The organism is Pseudomonas oplopanacis, from assembly GCF_057128725.1.
This window is the reverse complement of record NZ_JBSKHV010000002.1, coordinates 418,123-441,650: the sequence shown is the minus strand read 5'-3', so window position 1 is coordinate 441,650 and position 23,528 is coordinate 418,123. Positions and strand designations below refer to the sequence as shown.

Sequence of the window (23,528 nt, the reverse complement as noted above, 5' to 3'; positions counted from 1 at the left end):
TAAGGTCCGGTTGACCGTAAAGATCGAAGTTGTAAAAAGTCGTAACGAACTTGTACGTCAGCAGTGCAAAAGGTCCGCCAGCGTCTGTTGCGAGACCCGCAATTGCTCCTGAACCTTGGGCGCCAACGCCCGCAATGCCGACTCGTCGTTGACCATCGCGGCCTCTTCCAAGTTTCGTAGCACATTGGCCAACGCACGAAAACCCAATGAGTCGCTGCTGCCGGCCAGTCGATGCGCCAAATGGGCGACTTCAGTGCAGTCGTCGGCCTCGATGGCTTCGGTGAGTGCGTCACGATGCTGATGGATCGAGTCGCGCAACACCGCCAGCAAGCCCTGAAGTTTCTGTTCCCCGAGCAAAGTGCGATGGGTGTCCAGCAGCGGCCAATCCATCGCCTCGTCATCCGGTTGTGGTGTGGCTATCGGCAATTTCCCGGCCAGCACCTTTCGCAGGTTTTCGAGCTTCAGCGGCTTGGCGAGAATGCCGTCCATCCCGGCCTCCAGATAACCGCGCATCAAGGCCGGCTGCACGCTGGCGGTCAGGGCGAAGATCCGCGTCTGACGGTTCGGGCCTTGGGTGTGGCGAATCAATTTGCACAGCTCGACGCCGCTGATGCCCGGCAAGTGCACATCGAGCAGGATCAAATCGAAGGCCTGCCCGGCACATTGCGCCAGCGCCTGTTCGCCCTCTTCGGCAAGCCAGACTTGATGCCCGTCGCGCTGCAACAAACCGCTGACCACTTCGCGGTTCAGCGCCACATCCTCGACCACCAGCACCTTCAGCGCCTGCACGGATGCGCTGCTCCGCGCCACCGTGATGACGCCGGTAGACGCCTGCAACGTCAGTTCGAACCAGAAACAACTGCCCCGCCCGACTTCACTTTCAACGCCGATCCGTCCGCCCAATTGCTCGACCAGATGTTTGCTGATCGCCAGCCCGAGCCCGGTGCCGCCAAAGCGTTGCGCCACTTCTTCGCTGGCCTGGGTGAAGCGCTCGAAAATCTTCTCCTGCATGGCCGGGGCGATGCCGATGCCGTTGTCCGTCACGCTCACGCGCAAGCGTTGCCCGGCCTGTTCCGGGCCTTGCGCCAGCAGCGTGACGTCGACCTCAACCTTGCCGCCTTCGGTGAACTTGATCGCGTTGGCCAGCAAGTTGCTCAGCACCTGACGCAAGAATTGCTCGGCCCCATGATGCCGTTCGGCGACCTGCGGATCGATTCGGCAGTGCAGCGTCGTGTCGTTGCTCAACGCACGTGGTTCCAGCAGGGTCAGCACTTCGTCGAGCAGTTGCCGGACCGAGAAATCGACCGGTTCCGGGTGGCTGACGCCCTCCTCCAACCGCGCGAAATACAGCACTTCGTTGAGAATCGACAGCAGCCCTTCCCCGGCCTTGTACAGCGCATCCAGACGTTTGCCGTCACGCTCATCCAGTCGAGCGCCGCGCAGCAGTTCGGCCATGCCGAGAATGCCGTTGAGCGGTGTGCGCAACTCGTGGCTCATGGTCGCCAGAAAGCGTGACTTGGCGAGATTGGCGGCCTCGGCTTCGTCCTTGGCACGCATCAGGCTGGCGGTGCGGCGCTCGACCAGCCTGAGCAATTCATCGCGATTGTCTTGCAGGGCCAGCCGATCGGTTTCGCGGCGGTCAATGTCGCTGAGAATCGCCTGGCGCATATCGTCCAGCGCGTGGGCCACGGTGTCGATCTCGTCTTCGTGAGCGTTGCGGCGTTTGTCCAGGTGCAACGGCTCGTGCCAGTCACCGGCAGCGATGCGCCGGGCAAACTCGGCCATGACTTGCAGGTGCCGAGTGACCAAGCGGTAAAACAGCCCCGACAACGCCACCGCCAGGCCGCACAGAAACACGCTCATCCACAGCAGGCTGGTCAAACCGGTGGCAAACAGGCGCTGATGCACCGCGCCCAGGTCGGTGCTGACCTCCAACTGGCCTAGGTGCCGTGGTGGCCCGGTCGGCGGCTGATAATCCAGTTCAAAACGCTCGATGCGTAACGGCCCGATCGGGTCGGCATTGCCTTGCAGCAGATCGAAATCGGGGCTGATCAGGTGCACCCGCGCTACGTCGGAAAAGTCCACCAGCCCCCGCAGCTGCACGTTCAGTTGTTCCTGGTTCAAGTCCCAGAGACTGCGCTCCAGACTGGCCAGGTAACCGGCCCGAATCAACTCCATGCGCGAGTCGATATCGCGCATCTCGCGGCGGTATTCGAAGTACAGCTGCACAGTGCTCGCCAGCACGGTGAAACACAGGCTGAACAACAGAATGAACAGCAGCAAGCGCCGCAACAGGCCACCCGGATGCACGCGGATCATTTGGAATTCGCCGGCAGGTTGATCATGTCGCGGTAGGTGACTTCGCTTTCATTCAACCACTGCTCAACCTCTCCGGCATCGACCATGCGTTTCAATTGCGCGTCGATCTCCGGCATACGATTGGCCAAGCGCGATTTGCGTGAGACGGCCACTCGTAAATAATCCACGCTCAAGGCATTCGGTAGCGCGACGATGTCTTGCGCGCCCGGCAGGTTCTCGACGTAAAGCTGACCGGTGCGCCGTTCCGAAGTGATGAAATCGATGCGCCCGCGAATCAGCTTGCCGAAGTTCTGGCCGCTGTCAGAGACCCATTCGATGTTCTGGTGTTGCGCAACCAAACGGTCGAAATCGACGCCGTAACTTTCACCGAACAGCAACCCGCCCCGGTAGTTGGCCAGGTCCTCCAGACGCTCGAATTTCACCGGGTGCTGACGATTGATGAACAACGCAACCTCCTCGCGCAACACTGGCACCGTCGAAAAAACCATGCTCTGTTCGCGTTGCGCGGTGCTGTAGGCCAACACCACGTCGACCCGGCCTTCGGCAGCGTCGAGCAGGCAGCGTTTCCAGTTGCCGAGCACGACGATGTCGACGTCGTAGCCCAAACGGCCGAAAAGGTTTTTCACCACGCTCGGGGCCAGGCCGCGCACGTGTTTGCCGTCACTCCAGGAGATCGGCGGGTACACCGGGTAGTCGCAGTAGCGCACTTTTTCAGCGGCCATCGCGCTGTTCGCGGCCAGCGCCAACAGCAGGCCAAACACACGCAGCATCGGGCTCAGGCCGCCACGCTGGCGGTGAACAGGTAACCGGCGCCGTGAATGGTAATGATCAATTGCGGTTCGGCCGGGTCGTCGTGCAGCTTGCGGCGCAAGCGTCCGACCAGCACGTCGATGGAGCGATCGTTGGGCACCCATTCGCGATTGCGGATCTGGTCCATCAGTTGATCGCGGCTCAAGGTGTGGCCGCTGTTGCGCAGGAACACGCTGAGCAACTGGTACTCGCCGTGGGTCAGCAGAGTTTCGGCGCCGGTCTGGTCGATCAGCCGTCGGCGGTCGGTGTCCAGCGCCCAGTCGGCGAACTGTTTGACCGGTTTGGCGAGGGTTGCCACTGGCTGCGGCGTCTGCGCGTGACGCACCCGGCGTATCAGGTTTTTCGCCCGGGACACCAGTTCGCGTGGGTTGAGCGGTTTGATCACGTAGTCATCGGCGCCGCATTCAAGGCCGACGATGCGGTCGATTTCGTCGTTGCGCCCGGTGATCAGAATGATCCCGACTTCCGAACGCACCCGCAGCTCACGGGTCAGGGTCAGGCCGTCCTTGCCCGGCAAGCGGATATCGAGCATCACCAGATCGACCGTCTGGCTCGCCAGGAAAGTCTCGGCCAGCTCCGCCGTGGCGGCGCAATGCACCTCGTAACCTTCCTGGGACAAGTAGGCCTGCAGCAGTTCGCGAATCAACGGATCGTCGTCGACGATCAATACCCGAGGAGTCATCGCATGGTGTCCCGCGTGTGCCCGGAGGCGTGTTTCTTATTAGAGTGTTTTGTTGCTGTGGCGCCAGAGAGTATCGACTGCTGAACGACTGATCAACAGCCCGTCGTCTGGACGCAAAACCGCTGGCGGCCGCCCGCCTGCAAACCGTCGACCCAGGCTTCGCAAATCTGGATGCCCTGCTCCGGGGTGAAGGTGCCGGGGTTGAGGCCCGACTCCAGCCACAAACCGTCGAGCAAAGCGCTGAGGCTGATGGCGGCGAGATCCGCGTCGAAATTTTCCCAGTGTTCTTCCTGTGCCAGCTCGGTCAGGACCTTGCGCAAGATGCCGCGGTACTCGCCGTAGGAATGTTCGTGCGCGAGGTTGATCGACTCGGCCGTGCGCACCGCGCCCCAGAATGCCAGCCAGGCGTCGATCAATTGCGGATCGAGCAATTCGGCGGAAAACGAACCGCGGAAGAACGCCGACAGACGCTCGCGGGCGTTGGGTGCCGCGTGGGCCATGGCGTCGCGCAGCAGGCTCATGACGCGACCGGTGATTGCCCGGTAGGCCTCGGCCACCAGTTCATCCTTGCCGGAATAGTGATGGCTGATCAGCCCGACCGATACACCGGCTTCGGCGGAAATCTTGCGGATCGAGGCCCCCTGGAAACCGTGACGCTTGAGGCACACCAGCGTCGCCTCGATCAGATTGGCCTTGCGCAACTCCGGCTCCATGCGGGAAAAACGGGCTTCCTGACTCATGCGCGACACTCTCCGTGGATCAATCGTTAGGGACGCGGTGGGTTAATCCGCGCGCTGAACGACTGTACAGCAAGAGGGTGGGAAGTCTCTAGTCGGTTGCATGCGTCTGAGACCGAGTCGCGGCCATCGCGGGCAAGCCACGCTCCCACATTTGATCTGTTTGTTTTCATTGTTTGCGTCCAACACACAACCCCTGTGGGAGCGTGGCTTGCTCGCGATGGCGGCGGCACATTCAGCATTGTTGCCACCTGACAGACTGCATTCGCGAGCAGGCTCGCTCACACATTTGATCGGTGTAAACCGGCTATGTGTGCCCGACACAAAACCCTGTGGGAGCGAGCCTGCTCGCGAAGACGCCAGCCCGATCAATTGAGGAACACAGGTCAATCCCGATAGCCCGGTGCCACCCGATCAAGCAATCGCAGCATCGCAGCCCAAGCCAATTGCATCGCGTCCGGGTCGCTCAACTCGCCTTCGTCCAGCGGCCGGCCCGGATCATTGAACTGACGCTCGGTGTGTTCGCAAACCTCCGCCGACGGCAACACCAACTCACCCGCTGCCTGCGCAGCAAGCTGAATTTCGCAGGCTTTTTCCAGGTAATACATCCGTAAAAACGCCTGACTGACGGTCTCCCCCACGGTCAACAAACCATGGTTGCGCAGCATCAACACCGGCTTGTCGCCAAGGTCCCGCACCAGACGTTCCTGCTCACTCATGTCCAGCGCCACACCTTCATAGTCGTGGTACGCAACCCGACCATAGAACTCCATCGAGATCTGATTCACTGGCAACAACCCGCACTTCAACGCGGCCACCGCGCAACCGGATTTGGTATGAGTGTGCAGCACGCACTGCGCGTCTTCACGAGCCCCGTGAATCGCGCTGTGAATCACAAACCCCGCCGGATTCACCGGGTATGGCGACGCCTCCACCGCCCGGCCATCCAGGCCAATCTTCACCAAGTTGGACGCGGTGATTTCATCGAACATCAACCCGTACGGATTGATCAGGAAGTGATGCTCAGGCCCCGGTATGCGCACCGAGATGTGGGTGAAGATCAGATCGGTCATGCGAAAGTGCGCGATCAATCGGTAACAGGCAGCCAACTCCTCACGCAGGCGTTGCTCGGTGGCACTGCGCTGAGAAAACGTGGCGATCTCGTTCATTGTTGTTAAGTCTCCAGGCTGATCGACTGCGCGAAACAGTAAGGCTGGACGCGCTGCCACGTCCAGCCGCTTGCGATTACTTGCTGGCCCAGGCGTTGAAGCGCTCTTCAAGTTCTTCACCGTGATCCACCCAGAACGCCACGTCCATCGACAGCGCGCCCTTCAGGTTTTGCGGCGCGGTGGGCACCCATTGCGCGAGTTTGCTGTCCAGTTTGGCGGCGGCTTCGGTATTGGTCGGGCCGTAAGGGATTTGCTCGACATACTTGACCTGCGCATCTGGCTGATTGGCGAAGGCGATAAAGCGTTTGGCCTGATCGACATGTTTCGAGCCCTTGATGATCGCCCAATAATCCATGCCATACAGACTGCCCGGCCAGACCAGCCCGAGGTGACTACCGCTTTGCGCGGCGGCGGCCACACGTCCGCTGTAGGTCGAGGTCATCACCACATCCCCGGCCGTCAGCCATTGCGCCGGTTGCGCGCCGGCCTCCCACCATTGGATGTAAGGCTTGAGCTGAGTGAGTTTGGCAAAGGCACGGTCGACACCTTGCGGAGTGTTCAGCACGGAATACACGTCCTCGACTTTTACGCCGTCGGCCAACAAGGCGAATTCCAGGTTGTACACCGCGCGTTTACGCAGGCCACGCTTGCCGGGGATTTTCTGCACGTCCCAGAAATCCGCCCATGACGTCGGGGCCTGCGCCAGCTTCTGCGTGTCGTAGGCAATCGCCACGCTCCACACCAGCGCCGCCGACCCGCACGCCTGTGCCGCATCGGGTATCAATTGCTCGACGCGGCCGAGTTTGCTCCAGTCTAGTTTCTCGTACATGCCTTCATCGCAGCCGCGCATCAGGTCCGGGCCTTCGATCTGCACCACGTCCCAATCGGCATTGCCGGTGTCGACCATCACTTTGATCCGGGCCATCTCGCCGTTGTATTCACTCTGGATCAGCTTGCTGTGATCCGCGACGCTGAACGGCTGGAAAAACGCCACATCCTGGGCTTTCTGGCCGGCACCGCCGTAACCTACCACCACCATGTCCGGTGCTGCCTGAGCGCTGCCCAGGCCCATGGCCAGGGACAGCATCAAGGGATAAAAACCGTGCTTGAGCGTGTTCGATTTCATCAGTGGTTCCTCTTGCAGGTGCCACGCGACCAACGCCGCCGTGACCCATTTTTATTGTTGTGAGGTTCGCCTCAGGTGCGGGCGCCAAATGAATCTACTGCGAGCACCAGTAAAAAAACAAGTTGATTTTTTACTGAAGGTAAATTTCTATAGGCAAATAATAACAACGCCGAAAACCCGGCCTTTCGGCTTCAGCCTGCCTGGAGTACCCGCACCATGCCGTCCTCTTCCGTCGCTTTTGCACACCTGTTCGAACCCTTGCAGCTGCGGGGCAAACGCCTGAAAAACCGCATCATGTCCAGCGGTCACGACACGTCGATGCCCACCGACAACCTGGTCAACGAGCAACTGATCGCCTACCACACCGCGCGCGCCGAAGGCGGTGTCGGGCTGATCGTGCTGCAAGTGGCCGGGGTGCATGACAGCGCGCGGTACACCTCGCACGTGTTGATGGCGACCGATGACGCGTGCATCGAGGGCTATCGAAAAATCGCTGACAGTTGCCACGCACACGGCACCGTGGTGCTGTCGCAGATCTTCCATCCGGGCCGGGAAATCATGGAGTCCAGCGATGGCCTGCTGGCCGTCGCGTATTCGCCTTCGGCGGTGCCCAACGAACGCTTCCGGGTGATGCCGCGAGCGCTGGATCAGACGATGATCGACGAGATCGTCGCCGGTTACGGGGCCGCGGCCCGGCGCTTGTATCAGGCGGGAATCGACGGCGTCGAAGTGGTCGCCAGCCACGGTTACCTGCCGGCGCAATTCATCAACCCACGGGTCAACCGTCGCACCGATGGCTACAACGGCGAACTGGAACAACGCCTGCGTTTTCTGCGCGAAGTGATCGCCGCCGTGCGCGCCAACACCGATGAACACTTCATCATCGGCCTGCGCATCTCCGCCGACGAACGCGATCCCGAAGGGCTGACCGAAGACGAATCCTTGTCGGCCGTGCAATTGCTGCAACCGCTGCTGGATTACGTGCACATCGTCGCGGGCACCTCCGCCTCCTTGGGCGGTGCGGTGCACATCGTGCCGCCGATGGCGATTGAAGCCGCGTACCTGGCCAAAGAGGCCGGAACGTTCAAGGCCGGCCTGTCGATTCCGCTATTCGTCACCGGGCGCATCAACCAACCGCAGGAAGCCGAATTGATCCTGTCGCGTGGTCAGGCCGATGTCTGCGGCATGACCCGCGCGCTGATCTGCGACCCGCAAATGCCCAACAAAACCGACACCGGCCACGTCGAAGATGTGCGCGCCTGCATCGCCTGCAATCAGGCGTGCATCGGCCACTTTCACAAAGGCTTGCCGATCTCCTGCATTCAGCACCCGGAAACCGGGCGTGAGCTGATCTTCGGCCAACGGCAACCGGCGAAGCAACGTAAACGCATCATGATCGCGGGTGGTGGTCCCGCCGGCATGAAGGCTGCCGCTGTCGCCGCCCAGCGCGGACACGACGTGACCCTCTACGAAGCCAACTCACAACTCGGCGGCCAGGTATTGCTCGCGCAACTGTTACCCAAACGTGCTGAATTTGGCGGCGCCAGCACCAATCTGCAACGGGAAATGCAACTGGCCGGCGTGCGCGTCGTGCGCAACACCCGCGTCGACCGGGCGCTGGTGGAGCGCGAACGACCAGACATGGTGATCGTCGCCACCGGTGCCGAACCCTATTGGCCAGCGTTCGAGCGCGGCGGCGAACTGCAGGTGGTCGACGCCTGGCAAGTACTGCGCGACGAGGTACAAATCGGCCGTTCCGTGGTGGTGGTCGACTGGCGCTGCGACTGGATCGGCCCCGGCATCGCCGAACGCCTGGTTCGTGCCGGGCATCAAGTGCAACTGGCGGTCAACGGCACCCATTGCGGGGAAAACCTGCCGCTGTACGTGCGCGATCAACTGGCCGGCGAACTGCATAAACTCGGCATCCCGATCACTCCCTACGCCCGCCTGTATGGCTGCGACGACAACACCGTCTACCTGCAACACACCGCCAGCGGCGAGCCGATGCTGTTCGAAAACATCGACACCCTGGTGCTCTGCCAGGGCCATCAACCGGTCGATACCCTCGGCGCAGAACTGCAAGGCCTGGTGGAGTTTCGCCGCATCGGCGACTGCCTCGCCCCACGCACCGCCGAAGAAGCCATCTACGAGGGTTTGAAAGTCGCCTGGGAGCTTTAAGGCTGTTTATACTCCGGGGTTTTGACAGATCCCGGTTTGGAGCACGCCATGAGCAACAGCAGCAAAATGCAGCCTGCCAACGGCGCGCCCACACAGGACAGCGCCACGCCTTCGGCGGAACCGCACTTTCTCGGCACGCGGATTCGAGGCTTGCGCAAACGCCGGGGCATGACCCTGGCCGAACTGGCGCAGATGAGCGAATTGACAGCGGGGTACATCAGCCAACTCGAACGCAACCTCGCCTACCCGTCCATCCCGGCCCTGTTCAACATCGCCCGGAGCCTGGGCGTGACCATTCAATGGTTCTTCGCCAGCGAAACGCAAACAGCGCCGGAAGATGACGGCATCGTCGTGCGTAAAAACACCCGGATGAGCGTGCATTACGAAGATGGCATCGTTGATCACTTGCTGACGCCGCAACCGAATCGACAGCTGGAGATGCTGCACTCGCGGTTTCCGCCGGGGACTTATAGCCAGCAGAGTTATAGCCATGAAGGCGAAGAAGCTGGGTATTTGCTGTCGGGGAGTTTTGAGTTGTGGGTCGGGGAACGGCATTTTTTGCTGGGTGAAGGGGATAGCTTTAGTTTTTCCAGCCAGGAACCGCATCGGTATGGGAATCCGGGGGATGTGGATGCGGTGGTGATTTGGGTGGTTACGCCGCCTACGTTTTGAGCATTTGGCGTTGGCTGTCGAATGTCAGCTCACAGGCCCTTCTGTTGAGCTGAATCGTCCGCAGACAGGATGAGCGGCGGCTGCGCTACCAGCTCTGAATCGGTATCGGGGTTCGCTTGAGGTTGGGGTTTGGCGGTGAACAATGGGGCTAACAGTCGCCGTATACCTTCTTCAATGAATGAGAGAAGCCCGAAGGTGATGAAGCCGAAAATCAGCCCGGCGACCAGAATACTCAACGGGTGTATTCGGGAGGCGTCGGTGCTGTCCATCATGTAAAAGAAGGCCTGAACACCGGCGGCTACACAGGCCGCTACGGCTGTTATCAACTTCACAGACAACCAAAGCCGTTGCCATCTGTTCATGCGTCCTCCGTCATCCGGATATTTGGTGTGTATTGCATGATAGCTAATGACGGGGATTTGCCTTCGAGCAGTCGCTTCCTGTTTTGGCATTCAGGCTTTTTTGTGTTGCACGATTACCCGACTATCCGAGTGACTCTTGATGAAGTTGTAGGCAAAATCCGAGAGTTGCGTAAGAGGGTACGTTTGCTCTGCTTTTGGGCAAGTTACCTCCTTGTTGGTCATTCCTACGTCGGGATACTCTCCAGACGTCGCTGCACATTCAGCGATCGGGCGTGAGACCCCGGGTACCAATCAAGGCGCAAAGCGCCACAGAACCCATCGCGGTGTTTTTTTCGACTGCGATACGGTTTTATGGCGGCTGTGCGTGGAAGGCCTTCGGGCCTACCGGTTACCTTGATTGCCGGGTCTCACACCACGCATGGCTGCCACCCAAGCTTTTGAGACGGCTAAGTGGTAGTTCCTCAAATCAAGGGAACTGATAATGAACAAAATAAATCCGTCTAAAAATCATCCTTTCGCTCACCGCTGCTCTGCACAACATAGCTTTCCGCTTCGTCGCCTTCACCTCCGCATCAATGGAGGTGGCAAATGAGCGAACCAACGGAAGCAAAAACCATCGGCTTCACCCCCATTTATTGCTCAGACAATGCAATGTTCCACGTCAGCGCGGGCGTGCCCATCAGTGTTGCATTGGCACAGGCCTCGGACTTCCTGTTCTTGGCGAAGGCGCTCGCAGAGGATGCAGCTTATGCAAAAGACACCGACCGTCATGCTTGGGCTGCGCACTATTTGACTTCGATGGGAAAAGCGCTGATCGATGATGTGGTGAAGGCTGTTTCGCCACGGCCTGTTCGGACGAGTGAAAAGACAGCAAGTTAGTGCCCCGCCACTCAGAGTATTCGCCCGAGATATCAGGGGCTTCCAACTCTGGTTGAAAGCGCAGCTAAAAATGCCCTGAGCGAATCGTCAGAAACGAAAAAGCCCCGTAACTTTTCAGCTACGGGGCTTTTTCTATGTAATGGCGGAGAGATAGGGATTCGAACCCTAGGTACCGGTGAAGGTACAACGGATTTCGAATCCGTCCCATTCGGCCACTCTGGCATCTCTCCAACGGCGCGCATCATAACAACACTTTTGCCGGAAGCGAACCCCCTAACGCAAAATAATTCTGTGCTATCAGATGCTTGCGTCGATTAAAGCGGTACGCCCAGACGATTGGCGACTTCTTCGTAGGCTTCGATGACGTCACCGAGGCCCTGACGGAAGCGGTCCTTGTCCATTTTCTTGCCGGTGGCCTTGTCCCACAGGCGGCAGCCGTCCGGGCTGAATTCGTCGCCCAGGACGATGGAGCCGTCGTGGAATACGCCGAATTCGAGTTTGAAGTCGACCAGCAGCAGGCCGGCGTCGTCGAACAGTTTGCTCAGGACTTCGTTGACCTTGAGCGACAGTTCTTTCATGCGAACCAGTTGCTCGGCGGTGCCCCAACCGAAGGCCACGACGTGGGATTCGTTGATGAACGGGTCGCCCTTGGCGTCGTCCTTCAGGAACAGTTCGAAGGTGTAAGGGTTGAGCTTCATGCCTTCTTCGACGCCTAGGCGCTTGACCAGGCTGCCAGCGGCGTAGTTACGCACGACGCACTCGACCGGGATCATGTCGAGTTTTTTCACCAGGCATTCGTTGTCGCCCAGCAGTTTGTCGAACTGGGTCGGCACGCCGGCGGCTTCGAGTTTCTGCATGATGAAGGCGTTGAACTTGTTGTTCACCATGCCTTTGCGGTCGAGCTGCTCGATGCGCTTGCCGTCGAACGCCGAGGTGTCGTTGCGAAACAGCAGGATCAAGCGGTTAGCGTCGTCGGTCTTGTAAACCGATTTGGCTTTGCCGCGGTAGAGTTCTTCACGTTTTTCCATGATGGGCTCCGCTTGCTAAGTAGGTGGGCTAGGCGATGTGTCGCCAGTCGAGCCCTGAATCTTGATCGGCCAGTTGCAGCCAGTCGGGGTCGCACCCGAGGGTGTCGACAAAACATTGCCGGGCCAGCTGCGGCAGGTTGTTCTTGCTGCTCAGATGGGCCAGGACCAGGTGTTGCAGGCCTTGCCAGCCCAACTCAGACACCAGGAATGCCGCCTGGTGGTTGTTCAAATGTCCCAGTTCACCGCCCACCCGCTGCTTGAGAAAGTACGGGTAGTGACCGCGAGCCAGCATGTCACGGCAATGGTTGGACTCGATCATCAACGCATCGAGGTCCCGATAGCCGTCCAGCACCGTGTTGCAATACGAGCCCAGGTCGGTCAGCAGGCCGAAGCGCCGCTCACCGTCGCTGAACACGTATTGCGTCGGCTCCTGTGCATCGTGGGCCACGGCAATGACGCCGATGCTCAGAGCGCCGATCTGCAGTTGCTCGCCGCCAGCCAGAAGGCCAGCCGGTTCAATCGGTTTGCGCATCCCGCGCAGGGTCCCGCGACTGAGGTAGACAGGCAGATTGTAGCGCCGAGACAGCAAACCCACGCCATGCACGTGATCGGCATGTTCGTGGGTCACGAGTATCGCGCTCAACTGCGCAGGGTTCACACCCAGGCGCAGCAGGCGTTTTTCGGTTTCCCGCAGGGAGAAACCACAATCCACCAGCACGTACGTGTCATCGCTGGCTACCAGCGTGCCGTTCCCTTGGCTACCGCTGCCGAGAACGGCAAAACGCATGTGATCAGCCCAGTTTGTCCTGAATCTCACTCAACACTTTACGCGCCACGTCTGCCGGCGCCACGGTGTTGATGTTTTTCTCGACGGTCACCTGGACGTTTTCACCGACCTTGCTCAGGCGAACCTGATAACGCTCGGCACGGGCTTCAACTTCTTCCTTGCTCGGCGCGCTGCCGAACAGGCTGCTGAAGAAGCCAGGCTTCTCGTCTTTCTTCTCGGCTTTCTCGGACAGGTTAATGTAGTACAGGCCCAGGCTGCGGTTGATGTCTTCAACGCGCCATTCGCCTTGCTCCAGCGCACGACCGACGCTCGACCAGGCACGGTCGAGGTCGTTGCCGACGTTCAGAACCGGGTTGCCGCTGCCGTCTTCGCTCAGGCTGATACGACTTGGCGTATCGAAATCACGCGAAGCCAGCATGGAGACCGAACCGCCCTTCTCCGAAATGCGGCTCATGCTCGCGAGCATGTCGTCGACCAGTGCTGCGTCCAGGCCGGTGTTGACCGAACGGTTGGTGAAGTCCACATCGGCGGTGCTGCCGGCAGGACGCTCGGCGCTGACCACGTAGATTTCACTGGTGTTGCGCTGCACGCCCGGCTCGATCCGCACTCGCACGCGGGTTTCGCTGTCGGTGGCGACACCGGCGGCGCTCAGGCGTTTAGCCATCGCTGCCGACAGTTCGTCGGAATGCTGCCAGGTCGTGGTGAATTCGCCGGTTTGCGGCTTTTGTTCATCCAGACGGAAACCGTTGTCCTGGAAGAACTGCACAGCCACTGGCCAGGCTTCGGCCGGAGGGTTCTGCGCCAGGATCGAACGCGAATCGCCGACTTTCTGCAGGGAGTAGGCACTGGCATCGGCCGACGCCGACAACGGCTGCGGACGAGGAACGATGTATTCGCCCTTGGCGGTGTCATCGGCCACGTTACGCGGGATCGGCAGGAGCGGATCCAGACGTTTGGCGGTGGTGACATCCGGTGGCAATTGCATCGGTGCAGTCTGTTGCGCTTCCAGGTAGTCGCTACCACGGTCACGGAAATAACCTTCCGGGCCCCAGACCCATCCACAGCCACTGGTGCTGGAGATAATCAAGGCAAGTGCGGAAAGTCCGGCCATTCGCTTCATGCGTTGTACTTCCTCAATTAAACCAGGACGCTGCACTGGCGCAGGGCCGAGCGAAGCGTTTCATGACAAGGTGTGCTCAGCCAGGTCAGCGGCAGGCGAATGCCTTCATGCATCAGGCCCATTTCGACCAAAGCCCACTTCACCGGAATCGGGTTGGCTTCGATGAACAGGTCCTTGTGCAGCGGCATCAATTTTTCGTTGATTGCCCGTGCAGTCTCGGCATCGCCCTTGAGCGCGGCCTCGCACAGGTCGGCCATTTCGCGCGGGGCGACGTTGGCGGTGACGGAGATGTTGCCTTTGCCGCCCAGCAGGATCAGCTCGACAGCGGTCGGATCATCGCCGGACAGCACGATGAAGTCCTTGCTCACGCCATCAAGGATTGCCTTGGCACGCTTCAGGTCGCCGGTGGCTTCCTTGATACCGATGATATTCGGCACGGTGGACAGGCGAATCACGGTCTCGGCCTGCATGTCGCAGGAGGTGCGGCCAGGAACGTTGTAGAGGATCTGTGGAATGTCGACCGCTTCAGCGATGTGTTTGAAGTGCTGGTACAAGCCTTCCTGAGTCGGCTTGTTGTAGTACGGAACGACCAGCAGGCAGGCATCGGCGCCGGCCGCTTTGGCGTTGCGGGTCAGTTCGACGGCTTCGCGGGTCGAATTGGCGCCGGTACCGGCGATCACCGGAATACGGCCATTGACCTGCTTGACCACGGCCTTGATGACCGCGATATGCTCGTCTACGTCGAGGGTTGCCGACTCGCCGGTAGTACCGACCGCGACAATGGCGTGGGTGCCGTTTTCAAGATGGAAGTCCACGAGTTTGCTGAGGCTGTCCCAGTCAAGACGCCCTTGTGCATCCATGGGTGTGACCAGTGCCACCATACTGCCCGCAATCATGAAACCGCTCCTGCCGGAAAAAGAGAGCGGTAATGGTACTGGCGCCAAGATGCTTGCACAAGCAAAGTACTGCGCTGCCGCCATTCCCCTTGGCGTTGCTTTTCGCTACCCTTCAGACTTTGATCGGTACTGATAAGCTCGTACGCCAGTTTCCAGCCTCCATTTACGGCATCACAAGCCCCGATCCAGCGTTGCCACCCCTCGCTCCGGCCTCACTGGAGCACGTTGCAACTTGTGGCTCGGGTTTTCTGAATTCGCATCCGCAGGCTTGTTCCCGGAAAAAAGCCCTTAGACGTACCGACCGCTCATCGCTTTAGGAATGCTGCATGTCCACCCCCACAGTTCGCGAACAATTCCTTGTCATCAGTGCCCTCGGCGCCAACCCCATGGAGCTGACTAACGTCCTGTGCCGCGCCAGCCATGAAAATCGCTGCGCCGTGGTCACTTCCCGCCTGACCCGTCATGGCGAGTGCAGTGCGTTGATCCTTGAGATTTCCGGTAGCTGGGACGCCCTGGCGCGTCTGGAAGGCAGCTTGCCGAGCCTCTCCAAAAAGCATGCGTTCACCGTCAATGTGGTGCGCAGCGCGGCCCTGGAGAACCGTCCTCAGGCGCTGCCTTATGTGGCTTATGTCAGCTCGGCCTACCGTTCGGACATCATCAATGAGCTGTGCCAGTTCTTCATGGACCACAACGTCGAGTTGGAAAACCTGACCTGTGACACGTATCAGGCGCCGCAAACCGGCGGCACCATGCTCAATGCCACATTTACCGTGACCTTGCCGGCTGGCGTACAGATCAGCTGGCTGCGCGATCAGTTCCTGGATTTCGCCGACGCGCTGAATCTGGATGCCCTGATCGAACCGTGGCGCCCACAAAACCCAATGTAAGGAAGCTTTCATGGCCGTTGCCATCGACCAACCGGTTGCCGACTTCGAAGCACCCGCCACCAATGGACAGACCGTCAGCCTCGCGGGCCTTAAAGGCAAGCAAGTGGTGATCTACTTCTATCCCAAGGACAGCACGCCGGGTTGCACCACTCAAGGTCAGGGCTTTCGCGATCAGCTTGAGGCGTTTAAAGCGGCCAACACCGAAGTGTTCGGCGTGTCGCGTGACAGCCTCAAGTCCCACGAAAACTTCAAGGCCAAGCAGGCGTTCACCTTCGAGCTGATCAGCGACAAGGAAGAAGCGCTTTGCCAGCAGTTTGATGTGATCAAGCTGAAGAAGTTGTATGGCAAGGAATACATGGGCGTTGATCGCAGCACGTTCCTGATCGACAAGAACGGTGTGCTGCGTCAGGAATGGCGCGGCGTGAAGGTGCCGGGGCATGTGGATGCGGTGTTGGCGGCTGCTCAGGCTTTGAATAAGGCCTGATTTTTTTCGGCGCCTGTTCGGACGCCTTCGCGAGCAGGCTCGCTCCCACATTGGTTTTGTATTCACACAGATCAAATGTGGGACCGAGCTTGCTCGGGATGAGGCCATCAGCCTCACTGAAGTACTAAAGCAGCGGCGCGACTTCCGGCTCCTTGCGCGGCCACGCATCCAGCACGGCCTTGAACAGCGTCGCCAGCGGAATCGCAAAGAACACCCCCCAAAATCCCCACAACCCGCCAAACAACAGCACCGCGCAAATAATCGCGACCGGGTGCAAGTTGACCGCCTCCGAAAACAGCAACGGCACCAGCACGTTGCCATCCAGCGTCTGAATGATCCCGTAGACCGCCATCAAATAGATGAACTGATCGCTCCACCCCCACTGGAACAGCGCAATCAGCATCACCGGCACGGTCACCACCACGGCACCGACGTAAGGCACCACCACCGACACGCCCACCAGCAAGGCCAGCAGCGCGGCGTAGTTAAGCCCCAGCACGACGAATCCGATGTAGGTGACCCCACCGCAGATGAAGATCTCGATGACCTTGCCGCGAATGTAATTGGCGATCTGCCGGTTCATTTCATGAGCGACGCGGGTGATCAACGCCCGCTCACGGGGCAGGTAGCCGCGCACCCACTGGCCGATCATCTCCCGGTCCTTGAGGAAGAAAAACACCAGGATCGGCACCAGAACCAGGTAGATCATGATGTTCACCAGCAGCGGCAGACTCGACAGCGAGAACGTCAGCGCCCACTGGCCGAATTTACCGATCTCGCCCCGCGCCACTTCGATGGCCTGCAACACCTGTTCATCGGACACCAGATGCGGATAGCGCTCGGGCAGCAGCAATAACAGCGACTGCCACTTGACGAGCATGCCCGGCAACTCGTTGAACAACGTAATGAGCTGATGCCACAGCAGCGGCACCAACACAATCATGAAGACCAGCAGTGCCCCCATGAACAGCGCGAAGACCAACCCCACGGCGACGCCACCGGGCATGCGCAAGCGTTCGAGGGTGGCCACCAGGCCCTGCATGAGGTACGCCAGCACCATCCCGGCCAGTACCGGCGCGAGCATGCCGCCCAAGGTGAGCACGGCGGTGAATGCCAGCACCAGCAGCACCGCCAGCACCACGGCTTCTTCATCGGAAAAGTAGCGCTGAATCCAGTCGCGTAACACCTTGAACATCAATATTCCTTAGAAACGAACGCAGCAGGTTTCAGGCTTTTTTCAGCCAGTAGCGGTAAACACCCGCCTCATCTTCTTCGCGAAGCAGCGTATGACCGGCCAATCGGGCAAAGGTGCGGAAGTCACGCTGCGAACCCGCGTCCGTGGCGATCACCTTGAGCACCGCGCCACTGGCCAGGCGATTGAGCTCCAGCTTGGCCTTGAGCAACGGCAACGGACAATTCAGGCCGCTGGCGTCCAGTTCGACGTCATGCTCTACAGCGTCGGTCATTGTTTCACTCCGGGTCTGGTGGTTGAGTTGCCTAGAATATCTGGTCGCAAGCCAAGTGTCCGGCTACAGTAAGGTCTTTGTCGACTAAGGCTTTGTGCATGACTTTTTTGCGCCCTACCCTGCTGACGCTCGCTTGCCTGCTCGCCTCACCGGGCTTTGCCGACGACCTGCCGTCACTCGGCGACGCCAGTTCTGCCATCGTCTCGCCGCAACAGGAATACCAGTTGGGCCGTGCCTGGCTGGCGCTGTTGCGCAGCCAGGTTGCGCAGCTCAACGATCCGCAGCTCAAGGACTACGTCGAATCCAGCGTTTACCGACTGGTGGAAACCAGCCAGGTCAATGACCGGCGCCTGGAGTTCATCCTGATCAACAGCCCACAGCTCAACGCCTTTGCGGCGCCGGGCGGGATTGTCGGGGTCAACGGCGGCTTGTTCCTCAATGCGCAGACCGAGGGCGAATACGCCTCGGTACTGGCTCACGAATTGGCTCACTTGTCGCAACGCCACTTTGCCCGTGGTATTGAAGCGCAGCAGCGCATGCAAGTGCCGATGATGGCCGCCCTGCTGGCCGGGATCGTGATTGCGGCAGCCGGTGCCGGCGACGCCGGGATCGCAGCCATTGCGGGTACGCAAGCGGCGGCGATTCAGGAACAGCGACGCTTCTCGCGTCAAAACGAGCAGGAAGCCGACCGCATCGGCATCGTCAATCTGGAAAAAGCCGGTTACGACCCACGCTCGATGCCGACCATGTTCGAGCGCCTGGGGCGCCAGTACCGCTTTGACGCCAAGCCGCCGGAATTCCTGCTGACTCACCCGGTTACCGAATCGCGTATCGCCGACACCCGCAACCGCGCCGAACAGGCTCCGCAAGGCGGCATCGAAGACACCCTGCGTTATCAGCTGATTCGCGCGCGCGTCCAGTTATTCTACGAAGAAACCCCGGGCCTGGGCGCCAAGCGCTTCCGTGCCTTGCTCGAAGAAAACCCGAAAAACGACGTCGCGCGTTATGGCTTGGCAATCGCCCAGATCAAGGGTGGCCAGCTGAATGAAGCTCGGGAGAACCTCAAGCCGCTGCTGGCCAAGGCGCCGAACGAGATCATCTATAACCTGGCGGAAGTCGATCTGGACATCACCAACAATCGCCTGCCGGATGCTCAATCACGCGTCGACCGGTTGCTCACGCAATACCCCGGCAACTATCCGCTGAATCAGGTGCGTGTCGATCTGCTGCTGAAACAGAACCGCACCGCCGATGCTGAAAAGGCATTGGAAGGCCTGCTCAAGTCGCGCCCGGACGATCCGGACGTGTGGTATCAGGTGGCCGAGACTCGCGGTCTGTCGGGCAACATCATCGGCCTGCATCAGGCTCGCGCAGAGTACTTTGCATTGGTCGGCGACTATCGTCAGGCCATTCAGCAACTGGATTTCGCCAAGCGTAAGGCTGGCAGCAACTTCCCGTTGTCTTCGCGTATCGATGCACGTCAGCGTGAACTGATGGAGCAGGAACGCATGATCAAGGACATGATGGGCTGACGGTTCAGTTGTAAATTGCGCGCACAAAAAAACCGCCTCTTTCGAGGCGGTTTTTTATTCAGCCAACAACCGGTTTATTCAGCCAGTTTGAAGGTGATGAAGCTGGCACGACCCGAACGCAGAACGCGCATCGAGACCGAACGGTTCTTCGGCAGCGCCTTGGCAATCTCGGTGAACTCCTTGCTGGAGCCGATAGCCTGGTTGTTCAGGTGAGTGATGATGTCACCTGGTTGCAAGCCAATCAGCGAGGCAGGGCCGTCCTGAACTTCCTTGATCACCACACCACCTTTGAGGTCGTAGGTTTTCTTCTGTTCATCGGACAGTTCGGCAACGGAGACACCCAAACGATTGCTGCTGATTTCAACGCCGGACTTAGGCATTGCATCCAGCTCTTTGCCTTCGTCAGGAATCGCGCCGACCGTCAGTTCGACGTTCTTGCGTTTGCCTTCGCGAATCACTTCAAGATTGGCCTTGGCACCCGCTTTCAGTGCGCCTACCAGGTGTGGCAAATCGGCAGACATGACAATCGGCTGACCGTTCATGCTCAGAATCACGTCGCCAACTTGCAGGCCACCCTTGGCAGCCGGACCGTCGTCCTGGATCTGAGCAACCAGCGCACCGGCCGGTTTCTCAAGACCAAACGATTCGGCCAGGTCCTTGTTCACTTCCTGAATCACCACACCCAACCAGCCACGGCTGACTTTGCCACCGTCTTTGAGCTGATTGGAAACGTCCATGGCAACATCGATAGGGATCGCGAACGATACGCCCATGAAGCCCCCGGAGCGGGTGTAGATCTGCGAGTTGATCCCGACCACTTCGCCATTCAGGTTGAACAGCGGACCACCCGAGTTACCCGGATTGATCGGCACGTCGGTCTGGATGAACGGCACATAGTTTTCGTTTGGCAGGCTACGCCCGATGGCGCTGACGATGCCTTGCGTCACAGTATGGTCGAAACCGAACGGCGAACCGATGGCAACCACCCACTGGCCGGCTTTCAGGTCCTGGGATTTGCCGAGTTTAAGCACTGGCAGGTCCTTGCCTTCAATCTTCAGCAGCGCCACGTCGGAACGTGGATCAGTGCCGACCAGTTTGGCTTTCAGCTCACTGCGATCAGCCAGACGCACGAGGATTTCATCGGCATCGGCAATCACATGGTTGTTGGTCAGGATGTAGCCATCAGGCGAAATGATGAACCCCGAACCCAGGGACTGGGCTTCACGCTGGCGATCACCACGCGGCGAACGCGGTTGAGGCATGCCCCGCTCGAAGAACTCGCGCAGCGCTGGCGGCAGGCCTTCAAGGTCGGGCATTTGCCCGGACACTTTGCGATCCGGCAGTTTCTGAGTGGTACTGATGTTCACCACGGCAGGCGAGGCCTGCTCGACCAACTGGGTGAAATCAGGCAGCTCAACCGCTTGCGCAGTGACCGCCTGACCGAGCACCAGCACGGTGGCACAAATGGAAAGGTAAGACTTCAAGCGAGGTATCGACATACGGCTCCCGTTACGACGAGCATGGTTAAGCGATATGGAGCAAGGAACACCGGGAACAATACGCCGGTATTTTTGTTCCGGGAACAACAAAACAAGGCCAGAGCCGTGAGGCTCTGACCTATAGAAACATTCAGGATTTTTTGCAAATTGAAATGCTCACCAAACATTTCGACAATGGCTCACTACTTGGTTGCAGTGGCATCGGTGCGCATGGACAGCGCAATCCGTTCAGCGGTGCCTATCGGGATCTCACCGACCACCGTCACCATCATTTCGCCCTGAGGCGTGGTCAGACGGCGGGATACAGCAACGGTGGGGCCCAACTGTGTGCGGGTGTCCGTCACAGTTGCGCCATTCAATGGCTCAAGGAACACCGAAAAACGCGCCAGGCCGTCGTCATACATCAGACTGTTGACCTGCGTTTTGGTCTCCGGGTCCTTGCGAGCGCTGCTGCTGGTCAACTCGAAACCGGGTGGTAACCAGTCCGAATGCCAAACCTGTGCAGCCTTGACGGCGGAAGCCTTGTCGCTGTCTAGGGTGACAGCCTTGCAATCTTCGCCCGCCTGCAAGTCCTTGTCAGACGGCACGTCAGCGGTGTCCAGTTGGGTGAACTGGAATCGCTCCAGCAACTGCCCTTTGTCATTAAGCAGCAATGACTTGAGCGGCAGGCCGGTTTCTTTGTCCAGATGGAGCTCAAAACCGTATCGATGCTGATCACGTGGCGTCAGCGAAACAATCACTGCCGCACGCCCAGCCACACGCGACTTGCCGATGACGGCAAGGTCATACCAATTCTTTAACTTCTGTGGATCCAGTGCACGAGCAGCGGAATTGGGTGAGTCACCCAGTCCTGCTATCAGGGTGCCGCTGACGCATTGAGTATGCCCATCAACGCGCACGACTTCCTGTGCGGAGCCGTCGAGCTGGAGTAAACGCTCTCGGACTTTGCCATCCTGGACGCGATGCCAGATGTTATGGGTAGAAAAACTACCGTTACGCTCGTAAACGAATGTACCGAAAAAGCTTTGCTGTTGCTCGGCCTGGCCCAGACGGGTCAACCAGTCCTGGGCTTCATCAGCGTGGGCTGGTACGACAAACCAGCCTGCGAGCAGAAGCGAAAGTAGAGGTATGGCGCGCATGATCCTCCTTAGCGGTTTTCCAGGCTTGCTGCACGAGCGTAAGGCAGAGCACTTTCAGTGCCTTTCAGCGCAGCTTGTTGAGCATGTTGGCGCAAGTAGCTTGGCAGACGCTGATCGTGCCAGCCTGGCTGACCTTGCAATACACCGTTGGCCATAGGGCCAGTGGCATCCGAACTCTCATTGTAGCCTGCCAATACAGCTGGACCTTTGACCTGAGGAACGGCCAGACCCGGTTGATTGGATTGCTGAGCCAGTTCGACACCAGCGATCTCGTCCTGGTTGTACAAACGAACGCCGGCCAGTACAGCCAGTGTTACCGAGGCGGCTACTGCCAGGCGACCCAGGCTGCGCCATGGACCACGGGAGGCTTTTGCCGGTACGGCTTCGTCGGCCAACGCAGCAGACACTGCCGCAGCGATATCCAGGCGTGGAAGCAGCAAGTCCTTGTGCATGACTGCCCGAGCGATTTGGTAACGGGCCCAGGTTTCACGGGTTTCAACATCGTCAAAGGCATTTAATACCCGACGCAATTCCAGTTCGTCCGCTTCGTTATCCATCACTGCGGACAGCGATTCCTGCAGGGCTTCACGACTCATGGCGTTCCTCTCTTGGCTGTCGCCGCTGTCTCAGTTTTCCTGCAACAACGGCTGCAGGGCTTTATCGATGGCCTCCCGAGCGCGGAAAATCCGGGAGCGCACGGTACCCACCGGACATTGCATGACGGCCGCAATGTCCTCGTAACTCAGACCATCGAATTCACGTAAAGTTAAAGCCGTACGTAAATCTTCTGGCAGTTGCTGGATGGTCCGATGGACGGTGCCTTCGATCTCATCCCGCAGCAATGCACGTTCTGGCGACTCGAGATCCTTGAGGCCATGATCGCCATCGTAGAACTCTGCATCCTCGGAACTGACATCGCTATCCGGCGGCCGACGGCCGCGTGAAACCAGATAGTTTTTCGCCGTGTTGATGGCGATGCGGTAAAGCCACGTATAAAACGCGCTGTCTCCGCGAAAATTTCCAAGGGCTCGGTACGCCTTGATAAAGGCTTCCTGCGCCACATCCTGGGCTTCATGGGTGTCGTGCACGAAACGCACGATCAACCCGAGAATTTTGTGCTGGTATTTCAGCACTAGCAGATCGAAAGCTCGCTTGTCGCCACGTTGAACGCGCTCGACCAGCTGCTGATCCTCTTCCTGGGTTAGCATGAACACTCCTCGATAAGCTCGGAGGAAGCTTGCATAACTAAACGACCAGACTTGCAAACATAGACTCGGGCTTTTCGCAAAAGTTCTCCCCCTCCAAGCAAGTTTCCTGCGGGCTCTGATTTGGCACGCACGAAAAGCGCAGCGCGGGTTACCCGGCTGCGCGAATAATCTTGTCGTCGGATTCGCCAGCAAGGATCAAACTGCAGATCCTGCCCTGAAGCCGACACTGTTCCTTGAATCAGGCAACCGTCTATTGATCTTGGGCCTTTGGCAAAAGTTCCATTATTTATAACCAGACGGCGCCGACATTGTGCAACCGTGAATGGAAAAATACTGTTAAATCGACGATACAGTCGTCTTGTCGTCGATTCGGTCAAAAAACCATCCGACGAAGCGTCGAGTATTTCCCGTCACAGTAGTTTCACAATGCCATATGCGCTCGGGTATTGTGCCGCTCCCCCCCTCTATATACTAGTGGGCTGTGTGGCCGACTTGACTCGCCGTTCCAGCAGTCTTGCGCCAACCCCGACCCGGGTCGCTTTGAGCGG

23 protein-coding genes and 1 tRNA gene are annotated in these 23,528 nt (G+C 59.1%); 6 read left to right on the top strand and 18 right to left on the bottom strand.

What is annotated here, in order from left to right:
- Positions 1-57: 57 nt before the first annotated feature.
- The 6 genes from ACWKV5_RS06405 to ACWKV5_RS06380 all read right to left on the bottom strand — a co-directional run bounded on the left by ACWKV5_RS06405 (position 58) and on the right by ACWKV5_RS06380 (position 6,843).
- The gene (locus ACWKV5_RS06405; protein WP_483840626.1) at positions 58-2,319 is read right to left on the bottom strand and encodes an ATP-binding protein; all 2,262 of its coding nucleotides are present in this window, start codon (positions 2,317-2,319) and stop codon (positions 58-60) included.
- A complete protein-coding gene (locus ACWKV5_RS06400) occupies positions 2,316-3,089 on the bottom strand; it encodes a substrate-binding periplasmic protein (protein WP_483840625.1) in 774 nt (257 codons plus the stop codon). Before ACWKV5_RS06400 ends, ACWKV5_RS06405 begins: the two co-directional genes overlap by 4 nt.
- A 5-nt stretch (positions 3,090-3,094) precedes the next feature.
- Positions 3,095-3,811: a response regulator gene (locus ACWKV5_RS06395; protein ID WP_483840624.1), complete on the bottom strand. Its 717-nt coding sequence runs from the start codon at positions 3,809-3,811 to the stop codon at positions 3,095-3,097.
- Positions 3,812-3,903: 92 nt separating this feature from the next.
- Positions 3,904-4,551 carry a TetR family transcriptional regulator C-terminal domain-containing protein gene (locus tag ACWKV5_RS06390; RefSeq protein WP_483840623.1) on the bottom strand — a complete coding sequence of 216 codons (648 nt, stop codon included), beginning with the start codon at positions 4,549-4,551 and terminating at the stop codon, positions 3,904-3,906.
- 383 nt (positions 4,552-4,934) lie between these two features.
- Positions 4,935-5,717, bottom strand: a complete 783-nt coding sequence (locus ACWKV5_RS06385) for a class II aldolase/adducin family protein (protein WP_483840622.1) — start codon at positions 5,715-5,717, stop codon at positions 4,935-4,937.
- Positions 5,718-5,793: 76 nt separating this feature from the next.
- Positions 5,794-6,843 (bottom strand): ABC transporter substrate-binding protein, encoded by a 1,050-nt coding sequence (locus ACWKV5_RS06380; protein WP_483840621.1) that lies wholly within the window; start codon positions 6,841-6,843, stop codon positions 5,794-5,796.
- 216 nt (positions 6,844-7,059) lie between these two features.
- Between ACWKV5_RS06380 and ACWKV5_RS06375 the strand changes: the two genes are divergently transcribed.
- Positions 7,060-9,021 (top strand): oxidoreductase, encoded by a 1,962-nt coding sequence (locus tag ACWKV5_RS06375; protein WP_483840620.1) that lies wholly within the window; start codon positions 7,060-7,062, stop codon positions 9,019-9,021.
- 66 nt (positions 9,022-9,087) lie between these two features.
- Positions 9,088-9,693 carry a cupin domain-containing protein gene (locus tag ACWKV5_RS06370; protein WP_483840848.1) on the top strand — a complete coding sequence of 202 codons (606 nt, stop codon included), beginning with the start codon at positions 9,088-9,090 and terminating at the stop codon, positions 9,691-9,693.
- Positions 9,694-9,722: 29 nt separating this feature from the next.
- On the opposite strand, the gene ACWKV5_RS06365 is transcribed toward ACWKV5_RS06370, so the two are convergent.
- On the bottom strand, positions 9,723-10,055 hold the full coding sequence (locus ACWKV5_RS06365) for a hypothetical protein (RefSeq protein WP_483840619.1): 333 nt from the start codon (positions 10,053-10,055) through the stop codon (positions 9,723-9,725).
- Positions 10,056-10,643: 588 nt separating this feature from the next.
- On the opposite strand from ACWKV5_RS06365, the gene ACWKV5_RS06360 reads away from it, so the two are divergent.
- Positions 10,644-10,934 carry a DUF3077 domain-containing protein gene (locus ACWKV5_RS06360; protein WP_483840618.1) on the top strand — a complete coding sequence of 97 codons (291 nt, stop codon included), beginning with the start codon at positions 10,644-10,646 and terminating at the stop codon, positions 10,932-10,934.
- Between the two features lie 140 nt (positions 10,935-11,074).
- Here ACWKV5_RS06360 and ACWKV5_RS06355 read toward each other — a convergent pair.
- The 5 genes from ACWKV5_RS06355 to dapA form a co-directional block, all read right to left on the bottom strand.
- A tRNA-Ser gene (locus tag ACWKV5_RS06355) sits at positions 11,075-11,164 on the bottom strand.
- Between the two features lie 84 nt (positions 11,165-11,248).
- Positions 11,249-11,962, bottom strand: a complete 714-nt coding sequence (purC, locus tag ACWKV5_RS06350) for a phosphoribosylaminoimidazolesuccinocarboxamide synthase (protein ID WP_007944067.1) — start codon at positions 11,960-11,962, stop codon at positions 11,249-11,251.
- Between the two features lie 28 nt (positions 11,963-11,990).
- Positions 11,991-12,749, bottom strand: coding sequence for an MBL fold metallo-hydrolase (locus tag ACWKV5_RS06345; protein WP_123433871.1), 759 nt, complete (start codon positions 12,747-12,749; stop codon positions 11,991-11,993).
- Between the two features lie 4 nt (positions 12,750-12,753).
- On the bottom strand, positions 12,754-13,869 hold the full coding sequence (locus ACWKV5_RS06340; protein ID WP_483840617.1) for an NlpB/DapX family lipoprotein: 1,116 nt from the start codon (positions 13,867-13,869) through the stop codon (positions 12,754-12,756).
- A 17-nt stretch (positions 13,870-13,886) separates the two neighbouring features.
- Positions 13,887-14,765, bottom strand: coding sequence for a 4-hydroxy-tetrahydrodipicolinate synthase (dapA, locus tag ACWKV5_RS06335; protein ID WP_483840616.1), 879 nt, complete (start codon positions 14,763-14,765; stop codon positions 13,887-13,889).
- A gap of 326 nt (positions 14,766-15,091) precedes the next feature.
- Between dapA and ACWKV5_RS06330 the strand changes: the two genes are divergently transcribed.
- Together ACWKV5_RS06330 and ACWKV5_RS06325 are read left to right on the top strand one after the other, a co-directional pair.
- Positions 15,092-15,652: a glycine cleavage system transcriptional repressor gene (locus ACWKV5_RS06330; RefSeq protein WP_027925530.1), complete on the top strand. Its 561-nt coding sequence runs from the start codon at positions 15,092-15,094 to the stop codon at positions 15,650-15,652.
- Between the two features lie 10 nt (positions 15,653-15,662).
- Entirely contained in the window at positions 15,663-16,136 is a 474-nt protein-coding gene (locus ACWKV5_RS06325; RefSeq protein ID WP_123433867.1) for a peroxiredoxin, read from the top strand.
- Between the two features lie 124 nt (positions 16,137-16,260).
- Here ACWKV5_RS06325 and ACWKV5_RS06320 read toward each other — a convergent pair whose 3' ends face one another.
- Together ACWKV5_RS06320 and ACWKV5_RS06315 are read right to left on the bottom strand one after the other, a co-directional pair.
- Positions 16,261-17,331, bottom strand: coding sequence for an AI-2E family transporter (locus ACWKV5_RS06320; protein ID WP_483840615.1), 1,071 nt, complete (start codon positions 17,329-17,331; stop codon positions 16,261-16,263).
- Positions 17,332-17,362: 31 nt separating this feature from the next.
- Entirely contained in the window at positions 17,363-17,602 is a 240-nt protein-coding gene (locus tag ACWKV5_RS06315) for a sulfurtransferase TusA family protein (protein ID WP_027925533.1), read from the bottom strand.
- 98 nt (positions 17,603-17,700) lie between these two features.
- Here ACWKV5_RS06315 and ACWKV5_RS06310 point away from each other — a divergent pair, with 98 nt between their 5' ends.
- Entirely contained in the window at positions 17,701-19,134 is a 1,434-nt protein-coding gene (locus ACWKV5_RS06310; protein WP_483840614.1) for a M48 family metalloprotease, read from the top strand.
- Between the two features lie 74 nt (positions 19,135-19,208).
- Here ACWKV5_RS06310 and ACWKV5_RS06305 read toward each other — a convergent pair whose 3' ends face one another.
- The 4 genes from ACWKV5_RS06305 to rpoE form a co-directional block, all read right to left on the bottom strand.
- A complete protein-coding gene (locus tag ACWKV5_RS06305) occupies positions 19,209-20,633 on the bottom strand; it encodes a DegQ family serine endoprotease (protein WP_483840613.1) in 1,425 nt (474 codons plus the stop codon).
- Positions 20,634-20,815: 182 nt separating this feature from the next.
- Complete coding sequence (locus ACWKV5_RS06300) at positions 20,816-21,772, bottom strand: MucB/RseB C-terminal domain-containing protein (protein ID WP_483840612.1); 957 nt, start codon at positions 21,770-21,772, stop codon at positions 20,816-20,818.
- Between the two features lie 8 nt (positions 21,773-21,780).
- Complete coding sequence (locus ACWKV5_RS06295; RefSeq protein ID WP_027925537.1) at positions 21,781-22,368, bottom strand: sigma-E factor negative regulatory protein; 588 nt, start codon at positions 22,366-22,368, stop codon at positions 21,781-21,783.
- A 30-nt stretch (positions 22,369-22,398) separates the two neighbouring features.
- Entirely contained in the window at positions 22,399-22,980 is a 582-nt protein-coding gene (rpoE, locus tag ACWKV5_RS06290; protein ID WP_007944079.1) for an RNA polymerase sigma factor RpoE/AlgU, read from the bottom strand.
- Positions 22,981-23,528 lie beyond the last annotated feature (548 nt).

Excerpts from the sequence above, each read along its gene's own strand:
- ACWKV5_RS06405 (WP_483840626.1), bottom strand. The coding sequence starts at position 2,319 with ATGATCCGCGTGCATCCGGGTGGCCTGTTGCGGCGCTTGCTGCTGTTC.
- ACWKV5_RS06400 (WP_483840625.1), bottom strand. The coding sequence starts at position 3,089 with ATGCTGCGTGTGTTTGGCCTGCTGTTGGCGCTGGCCGCGAACAGCGCG.
- ACWKV5_RS06395 (WP_483840624.1), bottom strand. The coding sequence starts at position 3,811 with ATGACTCCTCGGGTATTGATCGTCGACGACGATCCGTTGATTCGCGAA.
- ACWKV5_RS06390 (WP_483840623.1), bottom strand. The coding sequence starts at position 4,551 with ATGAGTCAGGAAGCCCGTTTTTCCCGCATGGAGCCGGAGTTGCGCAAG.
- ACWKV5_RS06385 (WP_483840622.1), bottom strand. The coding sequence starts at position 5,717 with ATGAACGAGATCGCCACGTTTTCTCAGCGCAGTGCCACCGAGCAACGC.
- ACWKV5_RS06380 (WP_483840621.1), bottom strand. The coding sequence starts at position 6,843 with ATGAAATCGAACACGCTCAAGCACGGTTTTTATCCCTTGATGCTGTCC.
- ACWKV5_RS06375 (WP_483840620.1), top strand. The coding sequence starts at position 7,060 with ATGCCGTCCTCTTCCGTCGCTTTTGCACACCTGTTCGAACCCTTGCAG.
- ACWKV5_RS06370 (WP_483840848.1), top strand. The coding sequence starts at position 9,088 with ATGCAGCCTGCCAACGGCGCGCCCACACAGGACAGCGCCACGCCTTCG.
- ACWKV5_RS06365 (WP_483840619.1), bottom strand. The coding sequence starts at position 10,055 with ATGAACAGATGGCAACGGCTTTGGTTGTCTGTGAAGTTGATAACAGCC.
- ACWKV5_RS06360 (WP_483840618.1), top strand. The coding sequence starts at position 10,644 with ATGAGCGAACCAACGGAAGCAAAAACCATCGGCTTCACCCCCATTTAT.
- purC (WP_007944067.1), bottom strand. The coding sequence starts at position 11,962 with ATGGAAAAACGTGAAGAACTCTACCGCGGCAAAGCCAAATCGGTTTAC.
- ACWKV5_RS06345 (WP_123433871.1), bottom strand. The coding sequence starts at position 12,749 with ATGCGTTTTGCCGTTCTCGGCAGCGGTAGCCAAGGGAACGGCACGCTG.
- ACWKV5_RS06340 (WP_483840617.1), bottom strand. The coding sequence starts at position 13,869 with ATGAAGCGAATGGCCGGACTTTCCGCACTTGCCTTGATTATCTCCAGC.
- dapA (WP_483840616.1), bottom strand. The coding sequence starts at position 14,765 with ATGATTGCGGGCAGTATGGTGGCACTGGTCACACCCATGGATGCACAA.
- ACWKV5_RS06330 (WP_027925530.1), top strand. The coding sequence starts at position 15,092 with ATGTCCACCCCCACAGTTCGCGAACAATTCCTTGTCATCAGTGCCCTC.
- ACWKV5_RS06325 (WP_123433867.1), top strand. The coding sequence starts at position 15,663 with ATGGCCGTTGCCATCGACCAACCGGTTGCCGACTTCGAAGCACCCGCC.
- ACWKV5_RS06320 (WP_483840615.1), bottom strand. The coding sequence starts at position 17,331 with ATGTTCAAGGTGTTACGCGACTGGATTCAGCGCTACTTTTCCGATGAA.
- ACWKV5_RS06315 (WP_027925533.1), bottom strand. The coding sequence starts at position 17,602 with ATGACCGACGCTGTAGAGCATGACGTCGAACTGGACGCCAGCGGCCTG.
- ACWKV5_RS06310 (WP_483840614.1), top strand. The coding sequence starts at position 17,701 with ATGACTTTTTTGCGCCCTACCCTGCTGACGCTCGCTTGCCTGCTCGCC.
- ACWKV5_RS06305 (WP_483840613.1), bottom strand. The coding sequence starts at position 20,633 with ATGTCGATACCTCGCTTGAAGTCTTACCTTTCCATTTGTGCCACCGTG.
- ACWKV5_RS06300 (WP_483840612.1), bottom strand. The coding sequence starts at position 21,772 with ATGCGCGCCATACCTCTACTTTCGCTTCTGCTCGCAGGCTGGTTTGTC.
- ACWKV5_RS06295 (WP_027925537.1), bottom strand. The coding sequence starts at position 22,368 with ATGAGTCGTGAAGCCCTGCAGGAATCGCTGTCCGCAGTGATGGATAAC.
- rpoE (WP_007944079.1), bottom strand. The coding sequence starts at position 22,980 with ATGCTAACCCAGGAAGAGGATCAGCAGCTGGTCGAGCGCGTTCAACGT.